This is a genomic window from Polluticoccus soli (genome assembly GCF_029269745.1).
GTDB classification, from domain to species: Bacteria; Bacteroidota; Bacteroidia; order Chitinophagales; family Chitinophagaceae; genus Polluticoccus; species Polluticoccus soli.
On record NZ_JARJHT010000002.1, the window covers coordinates 174,700 to 188,521 of the forward strand.

15 protein-coding genes are annotated in these 13,822 nt (G+C 47.2%); 8 read left to right on the plus strand and 7 right to left on the minus strand.

Annotated features, from left to right (window positions below):
- Nucleotides 1-84 precede the first annotated feature (84 nt).
- Nucleotides 85-741, plus strand: coding sequence for a fructose-6-phosphate aldolase (gene fsa / locus P2W83_RS11330; RefSeq protein WP_276133849.1), 657 nt, complete (start codon nucleotides 85-87; stop codon nucleotides 739-741).
- Between the two features lie 66 nt (nucleotides 742-807).
- On the opposite strand, the gene P2W83_RS11335 is transcribed toward fsa, so the two are convergent.
- Complete coding sequence (locus P2W83_RS11335; protein ID WP_276133850.1) at nucleotides 808-2,211, minus strand: phosphoglucomutase/phosphomannomutase family protein; 1,404 nt, start codon at nucleotides 2,209-2,211, stop codon at nucleotides 808-810.
- 122 nt (nucleotides 2,212-2,333) lie between these two features.
- Between P2W83_RS11335 and P2W83_RS11340 the strand changes: the two genes are divergently transcribed.
- Together P2W83_RS11340 and P2W83_RS11345 are read left to right on the plus strand one after the other, a co-directional pair.
- Nucleotides 2,334-3,707, plus strand: coding sequence for an NAD-dependent succinate-semialdehyde dehydrogenase (locus P2W83_RS11340; protein WP_276133851.1), 1,374 nt, complete (start codon nucleotides 2,334-2,336; stop codon nucleotides 3,705-3,707).
- Between the two features lie 136 nt (nucleotides 3,708-3,843).
- Complete coding sequence (locus P2W83_RS11345; RefSeq protein WP_276133852.1) at nucleotides 3,844-4,473, plus strand: SGNH/GDSL hydrolase family protein; 630 nt, start codon at nucleotides 3,844-3,846, stop codon at nucleotides 4,471-4,473.
- On the opposite strand, the gene P2W83_RS11350 is transcribed toward P2W83_RS11345, so the two are convergent.
- Together P2W83_RS11350 and P2W83_RS11355 are read right to left on the minus strand one after the other, a co-directional pair.
- Nucleotides 4,453-4,845 (minus strand): thioesterase family protein, encoded by a 393-nt coding sequence (locus tag P2W83_RS11350; RefSeq protein WP_276133853.1) that lies wholly within the window; start codon nucleotides 4,843-4,845, stop codon nucleotides 4,453-4,455. The genes P2W83_RS11345 and P2W83_RS11350 overlap by 21 nt on opposite strands.
- A 49-nt stretch (nucleotides 4,846-4,894) precedes the next feature.
- Complete coding sequence (locus P2W83_RS11355) at nucleotides 4,895-5,305, minus strand: hypothetical protein (RefSeq protein ID WP_276133854.1); 411 nt, start codon at nucleotides 5,303-5,305, stop codon at nucleotides 4,895-4,897.
- Nucleotides 5,306-5,438: 133 nt separating this feature from the next.
- Here P2W83_RS11355 and P2W83_RS11360 point away from each other — a divergent pair, with 133 nt between their 5' ends.
- Nucleotides 5,439-6,080, plus strand: a complete 642-nt coding sequence (locus tag P2W83_RS11360) for a SanA/YdcF family protein (protein WP_276133855.1) — start codon at nucleotides 5,439-5,441, stop codon at nucleotides 6,078-6,080.
- Between the two features lie 18 nt (nucleotides 6,081-6,098).
- Nucleotides 6,099-6,449 (plus strand): hypothetical protein, encoded by a 351-nt coding sequence (locus tag P2W83_RS11365; protein WP_276133856.1) that lies wholly within the window; start codon nucleotides 6,099-6,101, stop codon nucleotides 6,447-6,449.
- 321 nt (nucleotides 6,450-6,770) lie between these two features.
- On the opposite strand, the gene P2W83_RS11370 is transcribed toward P2W83_RS11365, so the two are convergent.
- Nucleotides 6,771-7,547, minus strand: a complete 777-nt coding sequence (locus tag P2W83_RS11370; RefSeq protein ID WP_276133857.1) for an alpha/beta fold hydrolase — start codon at nucleotides 7,545-7,547, stop codon at nucleotides 6,771-6,773.
- 209 nt (nucleotides 7,548-7,756) lie between these two features.
- On the opposite strand from P2W83_RS11370, the gene P2W83_RS11375 reads away from it, so the two are divergent.
- Complete coding sequence (locus P2W83_RS11375; protein WP_276133858.1) at nucleotides 7,757-8,242, plus strand: T9SS type A sorting domain-containing protein; 486 nt, start codon at nucleotides 7,757-7,759, stop codon at nucleotides 8,240-8,242.
- Between the two features lie 65 nt (nucleotides 8,243-8,307).
- Here P2W83_RS11375 and P2W83_RS11380 read toward each other — a convergent pair whose 3' ends face one another.
- From P2W83_RS11380 to P2W83_RS11390, 3 genes are read right to left on the minus strand one after another with little or no spacing between them, the layout of a single operon-like run.
- Nucleotides 8,308-8,790, minus strand: coding sequence for a GDYXXLXY domain-containing protein (locus tag P2W83_RS11380; protein WP_276133859.1), 483 nt, complete (start codon nucleotides 8,788-8,790; stop codon nucleotides 8,308-8,310).
- Nucleotides 8,777-9,841 carry a DUF4401 domain-containing protein gene (locus tag P2W83_RS11385; RefSeq protein WP_276133860.1) on the minus strand — a complete coding sequence of 355 codons (1,065 nt, stop codon included), beginning with the start codon at nucleotides 9,839-9,841 and terminating at the stop codon, nucleotides 8,777-8,779. Before P2W83_RS11385 ends, P2W83_RS11380 begins: the two co-directional genes overlap by 14 nt.
- Nucleotides 9,819-10,802 carry a DUF2157 domain-containing protein gene (locus P2W83_RS11390; protein ID WP_276133861.1) on the minus strand — a complete coding sequence of 328 codons (984 nt, stop codon included), beginning with the start codon at nucleotides 10,800-10,802 and terminating at the stop codon, nucleotides 9,819-9,821. The genes P2W83_RS11385 and P2W83_RS11390 overlap by 23 nt, the downstream gene beginning before the upstream one ends.
- Before the next feature lie 301 nt (nucleotides 10,803-11,103).
- On the opposite strand from P2W83_RS11390, the gene P2W83_RS11395 reads away from it, so the two are divergent.
- Nucleotides 11,104-11,427: a hypothetical protein gene (locus tag P2W83_RS11395; RefSeq protein ID WP_276133862.1), complete on the plus strand. Its 324-nt coding sequence runs from the start codon at nucleotides 11,104-11,106 to the stop codon at nucleotides 11,425-11,427.
- Between the two features lie 54 nt (nucleotides 11,428-11,481).
- Nucleotides 11,482-13,821 (plus strand): TonB-dependent receptor, encoded by a 2,340-nt coding sequence (locus tag P2W83_RS11400; RefSeq protein ID WP_276133863.1) that lies wholly within the window; start codon nucleotides 11,482-11,484, stop codon nucleotides 13,819-13,821.
- The last annotated feature ends 1 nt before the right edge of the window (nucleotide 13,822 follow it).

Genomic DNA, 13,822 nt, shown 5'->3' on the forward strand with positions numbered 1-13,822 from the left:
TCTGGCTCCTCTCCTCATATTTTCTTTTTTCAAGTCTGGTAGTGCGGCGGTTTTGGGTTAACTTTGCCCCCGAAATCAACTTACATGAAATTTTTCATAGATACGGCGAACCTCGCGCAAATTAAAGAAGCACACGATCTGGGTATCCTCGACGGTGTTACTACCAATCCTTCACTGATGGCTAAAGAAGGCATCAAAGGACACGAAGCGATCATGCAACACTACAAAGCTATCTGCGAGATAAGCGATGGTCCTGTAAGTGCTGAAGTATTTGGTACTACGTTCGAAGAGATCGTTGAAGAGGGTAAGGTGCTTGCTGCTATCCACCCTAATATCGTCGTAAAGGTGCCGATGATCAAAGACGGCATCAAAGCAATCAAATGGTTTAGCGACAACGGTATCCAAACTAACTGTACGCTGGTATTCTCTGCTGGTCAGGCTATCCTGGCTGCTAAAGCAGGTGCCAGCTTTGTTTCTCCCTTCATCGGCCGTATCGACGATAGCAGCTGGGATGGTGTTCAACTGATCGAGCAGATCGTGAACATCTACAACTCACAAGGCTACATGACCGAAGTTCTGGCTGCTTCTATCCGCAACCCGCTGCACATCGTACGTTGTGCTGAAGCCGGTGCTGATGTTTGCACTTGCCCGCTGAGCTCTATCCTTGGCCTGTTGAAGCACCCGCTTACAGACCTTGGCCTGGAGCAATTCCTGAAAGACGCAAAAACAATGGCGCACTAAGCCATCAAAGCATAAAATAAAAAAGGGGCTGAATTTCAGCCCCTTTTTCTATGTGTACGATACTGGTTACAGTATCGTTTTCTTCACGTCTTCCAAGATGTCCAGCGCTTCTTCTTTGCTGTTGCCCTCTGCATAGATACGCAGCAGTGGCTCAGTGCCCGATGCACGCAGCAGTATCCAGCCGCCATTGTCCAGGTGGTATTTGATACCGTCTATGGTCTCAATGCGGTTGAAGTTGTATTTGCCGAAGTGCGTATAACCATTCTTAGCAGCAGTGCTGATGATGTGCTCTTTCTTCTCGTTCTCGATGTGCATATCATTGCGCTCGTATACGAAACGTCCAACCACTTCATACACCTCTTCGCAAAGTTGTTTCAGTGTTTTGCCCGATTTGGTCATGAACTCATACAGCATGATACCATCGTAGATACCATCGCGTTCAGGGATGTGGCCTTTCACAGCGATACCACCACTTTCTTCGCCACCAACCAGCACATCTTCATGCACCATGATCTCGCTAATGTATTTGAAACCTACGGGCGTGATCTCGATAGGCAGGCCATAAGCCTCGCACATACGTTTTACACGGTCGGTAGTAGAGAAGGCGATAGCTACTTTACCGCTCATGCCTTTGTACTTGTATAGATAGTGTATCAGCAGCAGGATGATATGGTGCGCATCTACAAAATGTCCATCTTCATCATAAAGACCGATACGATCAGCATCGCCATCGGTAGCCAGACCTATTTTTACTTCAGGAGTAGTAGCTACTACTTTAGCCAGTTCCTGCAGGTTTTTATCCAGTGGCTCAGGTGCTTGTCCGTTAAAGCCCGGGTTGTTTTCGCAATGTACTAATACTGCGTTAGGCAGCAGGCGGCGCATTACGTTCTGTCCTGCACCATACATGGCATCATACGCCAGTTTGAATGGTGAGTTCTTCAGTGCCTCGAAATCAAATTTCTCCTGCAGGTAGCTCACGTACATATCCTCGAGGTTGATATACTCGATCAGGCCTTTGGCTTCCCAATGTGCCAGGCCTTCTTTCGGTATCTCAACACTATCAGGTATCAGCGCTTCAACCGCTGCAATATCTTTCGGGCTTGAAGGGCCACCGTGTGCACCTTTCAGCTTATAGCCATTGTAAGAAGGTGGGTTGTGCGATGCGGTGATCACTACACCTTGCTGAGCGCCCAGCTTCAACACGCCCATCGATATCATAGGCGTGCTGATGAAGCCTTTGGCCATCAATACTTTTATGCCGTTGCTGCACAATACTTTCGCTACTGCTTCACAAAACAGTTCGCCGCCAAAACGACAATCGTGACCAAGCACTACCGTAGGGTTGCTGCCTCTTTGCAAAAGCCACTCAGACAAGCCCTTAGAAACACGGGCCACGTTATACACCGTGAAGTCTTGTGCAATGATGGCGCGCCATCCGTCCGTTCCGAATTTTATTTTATCAACTACCATGTAAAAAGTGGGTTCAGTTTATGCTGTTAATTATTTCTTATAGATTCTCTATCAGGGCATCAAAAATAGTAAACCTTTCGTACCATCGTTGTTCCTAATTTTACTTGACAATTTTCTGTATCATGTCCGATCTGTTTACTTCCGTCAATCCCGCTACCGGCGCTGTTTTTGGTCAATATCCTGCCTCTGATCCCTCAAAGGTAGAGAAAGCTGTAAAACAAGCCCACAAAGGATTTGAGGAATGGAGTCAATTTACCCTGAAAGAGAGGGGCGCAGTGCTGAAGCAAATCGCAGCCGAACTGCGTAAACAGAAGCAAAAGCTGGCCGAACTGGCCACGCGGGAGATGGGAAAGCCTATTAAACAGGCGATGGACGAAGTAGAGAAATGCGCCCGCACATTCGATTTTTACGCCAAAGAAGGTCCGAAATTCCTGGCCAATGAGCTGGTGGAGACCGATGCAAAAAAGAGTTATGTGAGTTTTCAGCCACTGGGCGTAGTGCTGGCCATCATGCCCTGGAACTTTCCCTACTGGCAGGTTTTCCGCGCTATGGGGCCTGCGCTGATGGCCGGTAATACCATGGTGCTGAAACATGCCTCTAACGTCAGTGCCTGCGCACTGGCCATAGAGAAGGTGATAAAAGCATCGGGAGCACCCAAAGGATTGTTTCAGACGCTGCTGTTGCCTTCGTCGCAGGTAGCGGGGCTGATAGCGAATCCTGCAATTTCAGCGATCACCTTTACAGGTAGCACCTATGCAGGCAGCAAGGTGGCCCAGACCGCCGCGATGCACATTAAAAAGCAAGTCCTTGAGTTAGGTGGCAGCGATGCTTACATAGTGCTGGAGGATGCTGATATGGACCTTGCGGTGACCACCAGCGTCAATGGCCGCCTCATCAACAGCGGGCAAAGCTGTGTGGCAGCTAAACGATTCATTGCCGTTAAGTCTGTGCGCAAAGAATTTGAGGCGAGAATGGTAGAGCAAATGAAGGCCGCGAAGTTTGGCGACCCCATGGATGAAGGCAATAAGATAGGGCCCATGGCCCGCCACGACCTGCGCGACCAGCTACACCAGCAGGTACTAAAAAGCATAGAGATGGGCGCTAAACTGCTTTGCGGTGGCTATGTACCCGATGGGGAAGGAGCATTCTATCCGCCCACAGTGCTGACCAACGTGAAGAAAGGCATGCCCGCCTATGATGAGGAACTGTTTGGCCCGGTAGCGTCTATCATTGAAGCGAAGGACGAACAGGACGCAGTACGACTTGCTAATGACAGCATCTATGGCCTCGGGGCAGGTATCTTCTCAAAGAACCGCAAAAGGGCAGAACACATAGCAGCAACACAACTGCAGGCGGGCAACTGTTTCGTAAACTCCTTTGTGCACTCAGACCCGAGGCTGCCGTTTGGTGGCACCAAGCAGAGCGGCTATGGCCGTGAGCTCAGCATTTTTGGTATACGTGAGTTCACCAATATCAAAACGGTATTCATTCAATAGCAACGCAATACGTAAAGTGCGGGCTGGCATAGTTATTTTGTTTTTATTGGTAGCGCTGGGTACTACGGGATGTTGGTTAAACAGAAATAATCGTTCATCTTTGGCTTCCCCACCGAAAACTGACAAACACGAAACTATGTATACGTATCTAGCACTAGGAGACTCCTACACTATAGGCGAAGCGGTGCCTATGCACGAGAACTTTCCGCACCAGGCAGTGGAATTGCTGAAGCAGCAGAACATTGATGTAGCTGCACCCGTGATCGTTGCTAAGACTGGCTGGACCACCGATGAGCTGGCCATGGCCATTCGCGAGCACAACATCATGGAGACTTTTTCGTTCGTGACGCTGCTGATAGGCGTGAACAACCAGTACCGCGGCCGTGAGCTGGACAACTATAAAGAAGAGTTCATACAACTGCTGGACCAGGCCGTAGGTTTTGCTAACGACAAGCGGGAGCATGTGTTTGTACTCTCGATACCAGATTGGGGTGTAACACCGTTTGCCGACGACCGCAACCGTGAAGAGATAGCCCGTGAAATAGATGCGTACAACAAAGCTGCGAAGGAGATCACCTCGCACTACAAATGCCACTATCTTGATATTACAGAGAGCACACGCCACAACCGCAACAATGCGCTGTTCTTAGCCGAGGACAAGCTGCACCCATCCACCAAGGAGTATTCGGTATGGGCAGCTAAGCTGGCGCCGATTATAGCCCGCACGCTAAAGCAGGCTTCGACATCAGCCCAGGCTGTTAAATAGTTTTTCGAGTTTTTCCTTCTTCAATATTTTCTGCCATTGGCGACCGTCTGCTATCAGGCGGTCGCCTGCTTTTGCAGTATAGTCTGTCACTACCTCGTGGCGGTTCACCTCTACCAGCGTGGCGGTAAACACTATCTCCTCGCCAACAAGGGCAGGCGAGTGGTGCTTCACCGTAATGCCTGTGCCGATACCTTCTTCATCCGCTTCCTTCATCTCCAGCACAAACAGGCGCCCGCTCCATTCCGCCTCGCGCGCCAGCGCAAACGTTGAATACACAGCATGCACCTCGCCACTCTTAAAGCTGGCAGTATCCGCCTCACTCACTACATGAGTGAACTCTTTAGTATCGCCTGTCTGGAAGGGATTGATCATGGGGCTAAATTTAAGAGGTCGAAATGATTGTTTGCATTGAGCGCTTCTGTTAATAAGAATTATCAACAGATTCACCGAATTCGCTTATTGTATTGTTTATTTCTCGCCTAATGTCGGTTGGCAAACTTTGGTCTGATGCAAGTACTTTATACTTTTGGTAAGATTCGCATAGGCCCAAACGGCCAATGATGCCGGATATTGCACTCACCAGGTCCAGAGAGAGTTGTCCAAGAAGAATTGACATAGTGGCCTTATCGACATCTTGTTTCAATCCTGCATCCATCTGCTCATAGTTATGCCATTGTTTGTCGGCCAATTCAAATACAATTTCTACGAACAGCTGTTTGGACTCGATTGAATCGAGATTGAGTTGAGTTAGTACTTCTCGGAAGTATGCAGCCAGTTCACCTGTGGTGACTGTCTCCGGTAATGCGTTGACCTTATAAGCGAGTGACATCACAGCATCAAATTTATTACATTTTCGGCTTTAGTCGAATCTTTGAAAGGGACTCGCCGACTTATAGATGAAAACGCCGAGTCCTTATTCAAATACTCTGGTAAGGACATGAAAAATCCCTAATTTCATAAGTACTATGCGCAAACTAAAAATCCTTATCATCTCCTCGATTCTACTAATTGCAAGCTCATTGCTGGCCATCATCTATTGCGATAAGGAGGTGACGTCCGCTGCTGAGGGTAAAGTATTTACGGATGTAACGCAGGTGCCTCATACGCATGTAGGCTTGCTGCTGGGTACGGGTAAATATTTTGGTGGGATCGTAAATCCATACTACGCCTATAGAATAGAAGCAGCAACAAAACTGATGAGGGAAAGCAAAGTTGATTACCTCATTATAAGCGGTGATAACGGCAGCAAAGAGTATGACGAACCTAGTATGATGCGCGCTGACCTTATTGCTGCCGGCATAGATTCTACACGTATTTACCTTGATTATGCAGGTTTCAGAACATTCGACTCGATGATCAGGTTGCGTGAAATATTCTCTCAGAATTCGGCAATAGTGATCTCACAAAAATTCCACAACGAAAGAGCCTTGTTCATTGCTCAAAGGGAAGGAATCAAAGCCATCGGCTTTAATGCGCAGGATGTATCACGTTCGGTAGGTGCAAAAACACAGCTGCGCGAGAAGCTAGCCAGGGTAAAAGTTTTTGTCGACTATATTTTGGGGGTACAACCCAAATTTCTTGGTCCTAAGGTTCCCATACCAGCATAACACCTTAAAACACTAACAATGGAGGATAAAATACCCAATATCACTGACGCTGACATAGAGCGAATTGTCAGAAGAGATTTTTCACAGGTCGCATTTGCTGACGTAATAGGTACGCTGAAAAAATACGAATCGGAAACTGAACAAGGACGAAACAGGGTATGGGCTTCTATATTGAAGCTTGCTGGAGGAGATATAGAGCTGCTTAGACTGTACGTAGAAAAAGCCTGTTACGATTACAGGGACGTTATCGCTGCAGCCGAGTATCCCAAGTATACTCCACATGCGTTTGGCGATTTGCTGGATGGCAAGGCTGCGCCTCTTATGGATAAAGATTGGAAGCAGTATCAAAGCTGGTTGAACAAACCATAGTGCGACTGCTGTGACTTTTTATTGTTGATTAAATAGCGTATATTTGTAATAGACATTTTCGAGGCCTTTGTATATTTTAGAAAACAGCCAAAACATACACAATTGTACACAACCTGCTTTCCAACGGCAACAAAACCATTTGTTTCCCTCAACCATAAAACCCTCCCAACCGGCAACAAAACAACAAAATGAAAACCCTACACAAAACCCTGAACTACTTTCTGCTAGCGTATTGCAGCCAATTCCTGCCGCTACACTGTTGCACCGAAAACAAATTTCATGACAAAAGCCGCAACAAAAGTTATCAACGTATATGAAGAATTAACAATAGACTAGTATGAACCTGACAAACCCTATCGACTCCTGCATCACCACATCCCTTGCTTCCCTGTGTGGCGTATGCCCTACATCGCGTATCATCAGCTTACGTGCTTTGCCCGCCACCTGGTTGACGATACCGTCCACCTGTGCCATGCTGCCGTATTCATCACCTTCGCCCTGTATTGCCAATACCGGGCAGTTTATTTTAGGTAAGAAGTGCTCGATATTCCACGAGCGGTATTCTTTTTTCAGCCAGGTATCAGCCCATGCGCGGAACACCGAGTCAGTTTTACCACCATGATATTTTTCAAGCCGGTCTTTCAGGTTGGTTGTGTGGTACGAGAGCACAGCGTCGCGTATGCCTTGCAGGGTGATGTCTTCCACAAAAATGTGCGCCCCTTCGGTAATGATACCCATAATGCGCTCTGGGTACTTAGCAGCTGCTATCAGTGCAATAGTGCCGCCATCGCTGTGACCGAAGAGTATGGCTTTAGTAATGCCGCATTGTTCGATTAAACTGTTCAGTACGTCTGCTTCCAGCTCCATGTAGTCGTTGCTGCGGTCGTTGCCCCTGAATGGTTGAGACCATCCATAGCCCTGCCGGTCGTACACCAGCACATTGCAATTGGTAGCCTCTCCCAGCTTTTCCGGGAAATCCCTCCACAGCGCGATGCACCCCAGTGAGTCGTGCAGAAAGATGATCGTCGGCCTGCCTTCCGCTATCCTGACCTCATTCACCTTTAATGCCACACCATTTATGACAATATCCTTCATCATACTACCGGCAATAATAACCAAAACCGCGCTAAGCGCCCTGTTGTTTGAAGCAGCCAATAATATCTACCCGTGCATTTCCATTGGTGTTCAGACATTGAATGAGTTACACTCATCGGCTGAAAAATCCCCCCTGCGATTTTATGGATCTGTTAAAATGGTGGCGCGGTTATATTAGGAATTTAACACGGCCATCAACCAAATCACTTTTTATGAAACAGTTCTTTGCAGGCCTGCTGTGTCTGTTGCCTATGCTGGGTTTCGCTCAGCCTGCAAGCGTAAGTTCTTCCAGCAATATCGCCCATGTGGCTATGGGGCAAAAGCACGAATTGATCCCTGCTGTTACAGTAACCAGCGACGATATGTTTGTTGCACACGGCAAAGTACAAAGCGGCGATGAATCGCAATTGCCAACAGGCGACCTGGACGATGTTGATCAAAAAATAAAGGTCTATCCAAACCCAATGGGTGATTGCATTTTCGTAGAGACAGGTTTTATGACCAGCGGCACCATGCAGTGCATTCTTTACGATGCTGGAGGCAAGCAAATGATGAATATGTCGTTCAATGTAGAGCGTGGAATAGCACGGCGGATAATATCAGCCAGCAAACTGGCAGCCGGCACTTATTTCCTGCATGCTATGTACAACAATGGCGATGTTTCATCGGGCACCATCTTCACAATACGTAAAAAATAGAACTGGTCTAAGCGCCCCGCTTAGACCACATTAATACAAGCGTCCGCTTTTGGCAAACGAGATGCTTATTTTATCAACCTCTTGTTCTCATCATACAACCCGTGCAATACACTATTCCCTTTATCATCTACCCTCAGCGCACCGTATTTTGCTTCCGCATATTTATCAGCTGTTCCTTCTTCAAAGAAATACGACTCTGCGCCTATACGCACACCAGCTGAGCCGACGAAATACTTCACCAGTCTTTCATTAGTTGCCAGTGGTTTCATTGATGGTTGAAAGCGCACTACGGTGGCAACATTGCTATCGTTCAGCTTCACCACGCAATAGCCGCGTTTCGCCAGCTCCCCGGAATTGACCTCTCCGTAGTTGTAGTTCAACCGCATATAATCGCCCTGCATCAGTGAGCGCGGGTCGACCGGCGCAAGGGGCATCAGCACCAGCGTGCCATTATGTAAGGTTTGCTCCTTTTTATACACCGAAAAGTTGAACAGTACTACGATGAGTGCAAGATTCACTATCAGCAGTATTTTCTTAAGCTTGCTCATTGTGTTGAAATTTTCTGGTGAACCACCATGCTGCCAGGAACAGCAAGCCCGGTACAAAAAGTATTGCTGACTTAAGTAGCAAGGTTTGGTTGAGATCATAATAATACCTGCTCACAAAGTATAGCATACCCATAATGCCCACAGCAAAGCCTGTACGGTTACGGGTGTGTACACTCAGTAATAGTATCAGCAACGAACCCGGCACAGCCGCGGCGTACAGGAATGGAGCCATGACAACAACTACGGCCAGTGTTATTAGCACCAGTTGTTTGGTCGGCAGGCCTGTTTGTTGGGCTATATGATATAGCGTAATGATGATGCAAATGATCACAATGCACCAGCTGATCCAACGGTTGCCTATCAGGTAGCTGTATATATGCATATGCCGCGACACGATCAGCAGGCCGATGAACGAGAATAGCAGACCCGCCCGCAGTGCCGTGTATTTATTGTTCAGCAGCTTGCCGCCTGTAATAAACCTTGGCTCCGCAATGCTAACCAGCGTGTAGCTTATAGCAAGCAGCAGGAGTAGCACCATCATCAACATCGTATCGGGAAATGGAGAAAGGAACCATGCAAAGCTTCCCCAGAATAGTAATACAGCCACGAAGCTAAGTAGCTGGTTTTTTACCATCACAAAGGTTGCAACAGCCGCCACCATATACACGACCGCCGTAGTGCCGGTAGTAAACTTTAATCCGGCGCCTAATAGACCAAGCCCTGTAAGTAACATTGCGATCGATGCGCCGTCGAGAAACCTGTTTTTGCCTGTTGCACCCACGATGATCGTAGCCACGACAAACAATGCCCCGCATACGCCCATTGCGCCTTCAGACCTTACAACGCCAGCGAGGAACAGGAATCCAATAAAAAACAGGCAAGCCAGGAATCCACCCACGATAGAAAGTATGCGAACACCCAAACCTTCGTAGATGGATGCATGTTCGCGGGCCATGTCGTGGTCTATCAGCTCGCGGTTATACTCGAGTTCCCCGCCTTGTAAAATGGCCGCGTCCTGCAGTACTTCATCAATTGTTTTGTTCTGCTCCATGCCATTTGCGGTTTAAACGTATAAGATTGTAAGTGAGTGCTGTGATAGAACCTATAACGAAAACACCTGCGAGGAATAAAGTTGCCGGTCCTCCGTCGTCTATTCCCTTCAAAAACGAGGCGGTGATGATGATAATAATACCGAACGGTATCAGCGCCAGGTAGAAAAGCTCGCGCTGGCGGAAGCTATGCCACATAGCCAGCGGAAATAACACAACTATAAACAACCAGGTTGCCGTAGTTGCGCTTTCATTCTCTCTGCTGAAGATAATGTGTATAGCAGTAGTGGTTATGGCTATCACCGCTGCTACTGCTGTAGCTTTCAACATCCAGCTGGAATGCTCGGGTAGTTTTTTAAAATACCTTAGTGTTTCCAGTATCAATAGCGGGACAGCATTCAGTATGAATAGTATCAGCGAGAGCGTGGATGTATCCCATTCGATATTCGATTGTTCAGCATATAGTACGGTAACCAGGTTGAGTAATATTAACTCCAGTGCCCACAAGGGGGGAAATCCAGACACCAACACCCAGATGGCAATAGCCACCGCCCAGCCGAGGAAGAAGTCATAGGCATCTGCACCCGTTTGGTAGATCTGGCCGTACACGGCAAAAAGCGCCCCGGTGAGTATGGATGCGGCCATCAGTGCTATGTTCTTTGCAGTTTTGTTCCCGGACGAAAAAATGCCGTAGCAGGCAGTAGCTATCATGAGCACCTGCACCATAGCTATTTTAGCGGCTTTGGGCAGGTCTTGCCAGTTGTACGCAAAAAAGAAGACGATGCCTGACAAGGTCAGGGCAGCACCTATGCTTAGCAGTGCTATAGGCACAAAGCGCCGCCAGTCGTTGCCATCGGCAAACAGGCTGTATTTTTTGTAGAGTGCTTCACCTGTGGGCCGACTCATATTGCTATGGCGGGCTACTATCCTGGTGGTTTCCCTGGTTTCCCGGTTTTGAAACATTGGATCTATGAATAATGATGTATGTTTATAAATGATTATACCAAAATAATGTAAAACAAGCTTATAATCTCACAAAGCAATTTTTTGTTTGCAAATCGTTGGGGTAGCGAAGTGTTCATTGATCAGTTGTAGTGTATAGCTGAGCTACTGACCATAATCATGTACACTAATGATTTTTTTCATGGCATAGCCTTGCTTTTAACGTAGTTTTGATGTCTGAAAGAGTAACGGGCTTCACACATTGCGACCATATCTCGTCATATTGATATTCTTTGGGGTGCTTTTACAAAGTGTCAGTAAAATGCTGATAGTTGCAGATTATGTTCTCAACAAAGAATACATAGCCAAAAATATTTGTGAGAACCGGAATAAGCCCAAACTGCATTGTAATGGTAAGTGTCATCTGAAAAAACAGCTGGCCGAAGACGAGAGCGGCAAAAAAGGCAGCTCCCAAAGCCAGCAGGAAAGGCAGGAGGTTAACCTGTTTTTCCAATATTCAGATATCCACATTCCGTTGCTGGTAGTACCGGTAATAAAGCCGAAGTTCATAACCAGGAATAATTTTCTTCTCCTCGATTTTATCAGGAACATTTTCCATCCACCGTCATTCAGATTTTCATTGTAGCAGCTCCTTTGCCAAACTGGTAAAAGGGCACCGTAACATGTAAAATCTTAAACAATGACTAAGCTTTTTTGGCTGTCGTCGGCATGCGTGCTGATGATGACCTCTGCCTTCGCACAACAAACTATTAGCGGAAGGGTGGTGGATGCCAATACCAAAGAATTATTAACAGGTGTAACCGTTCATAGCGCAAAAACAACCGCAGCCACTCATTCCGATCAATCGGGAAAATTCACAATAAACGTTTCCTCTGCTGACGACTCCCTGACTTTTTCTTATATGGGCTACGCAACACTGAAGCTGAAAGCTGGAAGTGACGAGCGAATGCTCATTCAGCTCAAGCCTTCGGCTTCAGAGCTGCAACATGTCATAGTAACGGCATCGAGGGCGCAACGCGCACGTACCGATGAGGCTGTGGCTGTGAGCACCATCACTGCCAAAACCATACAGGAGACCAATCCTACGCGCCTGGGCGAGTTGATGAATAAGGTGCCGGGTGTTATCATGCAGGATCTCGGCAACGAGCAGCACGCGATGAGCATCCGCCAGCCGATGACCAAACGTCCGTATTTCCTCTACCTGGAAGATGGTATTCCCATCGCGCCAGTTGGCAACTTCAACCACAACCAGCTGATAGAGGTAAACATGCTGGGCGTACGTTCGATAGAGGTGTTGAAAGGGCCGGCATCTTCTTTCTATGGCAGTAATGCTGTGGGCGGAGCTGTCAACTTTATTACCCAATCGCCTTCTTTCTCGCCTACAGCCAAAATAGGATTGCAGGCCAATAACTATGGATACCAAAGGTTAGAGTTTTACGTCGGTACATATGTGACCGATAAGCTGGGCGTAAGCGTTGGCGGCTACCTGGCCAAACAACGCGACGGCTGGCAGGAGTTCAGCGATTTTGATAAGCTCTCGCTCTCATTAAAAACTGTTTACAATATTACCAACAAGACCAGGCTGACTGGTTATGTAACTACCAACAATCTGAACACAGAAACGGGAGGCAGCATAGACAGTGCAGGTTTTTACACAAAAAAATACCTGAGCAATAACAATTTCTCCTACCGAAAAGTAAATGCGACACGTGGCCGCCTAACGCTGGACAAAGAGTGGAACAAAAAACACCAGTCATCAGCCACCGTTTACTATGGCAATAACACCATTGGCCAGTTGCCCCGCTACAGGATCAAAAATATCAACAAACAGCGCGCTTCAGGCGAGGAGAACGAAGATGCCTATGATAACTACGGAGCTGTTGTGCAACACAATGTGAAACTGGATTTTCTTAAGTCAGCCATCTTTGGTGGCGTGTCCTTCAATTACGCTCCAACCCGATACAATGCCAACTACCTGGCCATTACACGCGACACCGTAACAGGATATTATACTTCATACACCGACCGCAACGATTCACTGCTGGCTAATTATACCACCGGTTTGTCAAATGCAGGCGCCTGGTTGCAATATGAATTGTCGCCTGTAAAAAAACTGAAATTTATTGCTGGTCTGCGCTATGATCTGATCAGCTACAACTACCACAACAAATTAAGTACGGCTGCATTCTCAGGTGTGCCCGATACCGTGATTACCAATAATGCGTTCAGTCCCAAGCTGGGTGCCATATACAGCCTGGGTAATGGCCGCGGCATCTACGCTAACTATAGCCGCGGGCTATCTGCTCCCCAGGTGTCTGACCTGTTCTTTGGCAAGAAAGTTCCGAACCTAAAACCTGCTTACTTCGATAACTACGAAATCGGTGGCTGGGCGGCATTGTACGAACGTAAGATATACCTCGATGTTTCGCTTTATCAGCTCAATGGTTATAACGAGATCGTAAGTTTTACATTACCCGATAATTCAACCGAAAATAGGAATGCAGGCAAAACACTACACAGGGGTATCGAATACAGTGTGACGTACACGCCGATAAAAGACATCTCGTTGAGGGTGGGCGGAACAAACGCCGTTCATAAATACGTGCAATATGCGGTGCAGCAGAAATCGGGTGGCGAAGTGACCGATTTTGATGGCAACGACATGCCTGAGGCTCCCAAATTCATCGCGAATGCAGAACTTACATTGAAACCACGCTTTGTAAAAGGTCTGCGTATCGGTCTTGAATGGCAGAGAATGTCTCCATGGTATAAGAACGATGCGAACACGCATTTGTATGATGACAAAACTCTCGTCTTTAAAGGAGTTTCAATACTGAATCTCAGAACAGGCTACAGGTTTAAGCAAATTGAAGGGTATGTAAATGTGCTGAACCTCACCGATGAGCTGTATGCCAACAGTGCAACCCGTTCGTCAAGCAACAAAGATTCATACAGTGCCGGGGCACCGCGCATATTCGCGTTCGGACTGTTGTATCATTTTGGTCAAAACAGTAACTAAC

Bases quoted from the DNA above. Each gene is read 5' to 3' on its own strand.
- fsa (WP_276133849.1), top strand. From the start codon at position 85: ATGAAATTTTTCATAGATACGGCGAACCTCGCGCAAATTAAAGAAGCA.
- P2W83_RS11335 (WP_276133850.1), bottom strand. From the start codon at position 2,211: ATGGTAGTTGATAAAATAAAATTCGGAACGGACGGATGGCGCGCCATC.
- P2W83_RS11340 (WP_276133851.1), top strand. From the start codon at position 2,334: ATGTCCGATCTGTTTACTTCCGTCAATCCCGCTACCGGCGCTGTTTTT.
- P2W83_RS11345 (WP_276133852.1), top strand. From the start codon at position 3,844: ATGTATACGTATCTAGCACTAGGAGACTCCTACACTATAGGCGAAGCG.
- P2W83_RS11350 (WP_276133853.1), bottom strand. From the start codon at position 4,845: ATGATCAATCCCTTCCAGACAGGCGATACTAAAGAGTTCACTCATGTA.
- P2W83_RS11360 (WP_276133855.1), top strand. From the start codon at position 5,439: ATGCGCAAACTAAAAATCCTTATCATCTCCTCGATTCTACTAATTGCA.
- P2W83_RS11365 (WP_276133856.1), top strand. From the start codon at position 6,099: ATGGAGGATAAAATACCCAATATCACTGACGCTGACATAGAGCGAATT.
- P2W83_RS11370 (WP_276133857.1), bottom strand. From the start codon at position 7,547: ATGATGAAGGATATTGTCATAAATGGTGTGGCATTAAAGGTGAATGAG.
- P2W83_RS11375 (WP_276133858.1), top strand. From the start codon at position 7,757: ATGAAACAGTTCTTTGCAGGCCTGCTGTGTCTGTTGCCTATGCTGGGT.
- P2W83_RS11380 (WP_276133859.1), bottom strand. From the start codon at position 8,790: ATGAGCAAGCTTAAGAAAATACTGCTGATAGTGAATCTTGCACTCATC.
- P2W83_RS11385 (WP_276133860.1), bottom strand. From the start codon at position 9,841: ATGGAGCAGAACAAAACAATTGATGAAGTACTGCAGGACGCGGCCATT.
- P2W83_RS11390 (WP_276133861.1), bottom strand. From the start codon at position 10,802: ATGTTTCAAAACCGGGAAACCAGGGAAACCACCAGGATAGTAGCCCGC.
- P2W83_RS11395 (WP_276133862.1), top strand. From the start codon at position 11,104: ATGCTGATAGTTGCAGATTATGTTCTCAACAAAGAATACATAGCCAAA.
- P2W83_RS11400 (WP_276133863.1), top strand. From the start codon at position 11,482: ATGACTAAGCTTTTTTGGCTGTCGTCGGCATGCGTGCTGATGATGACC.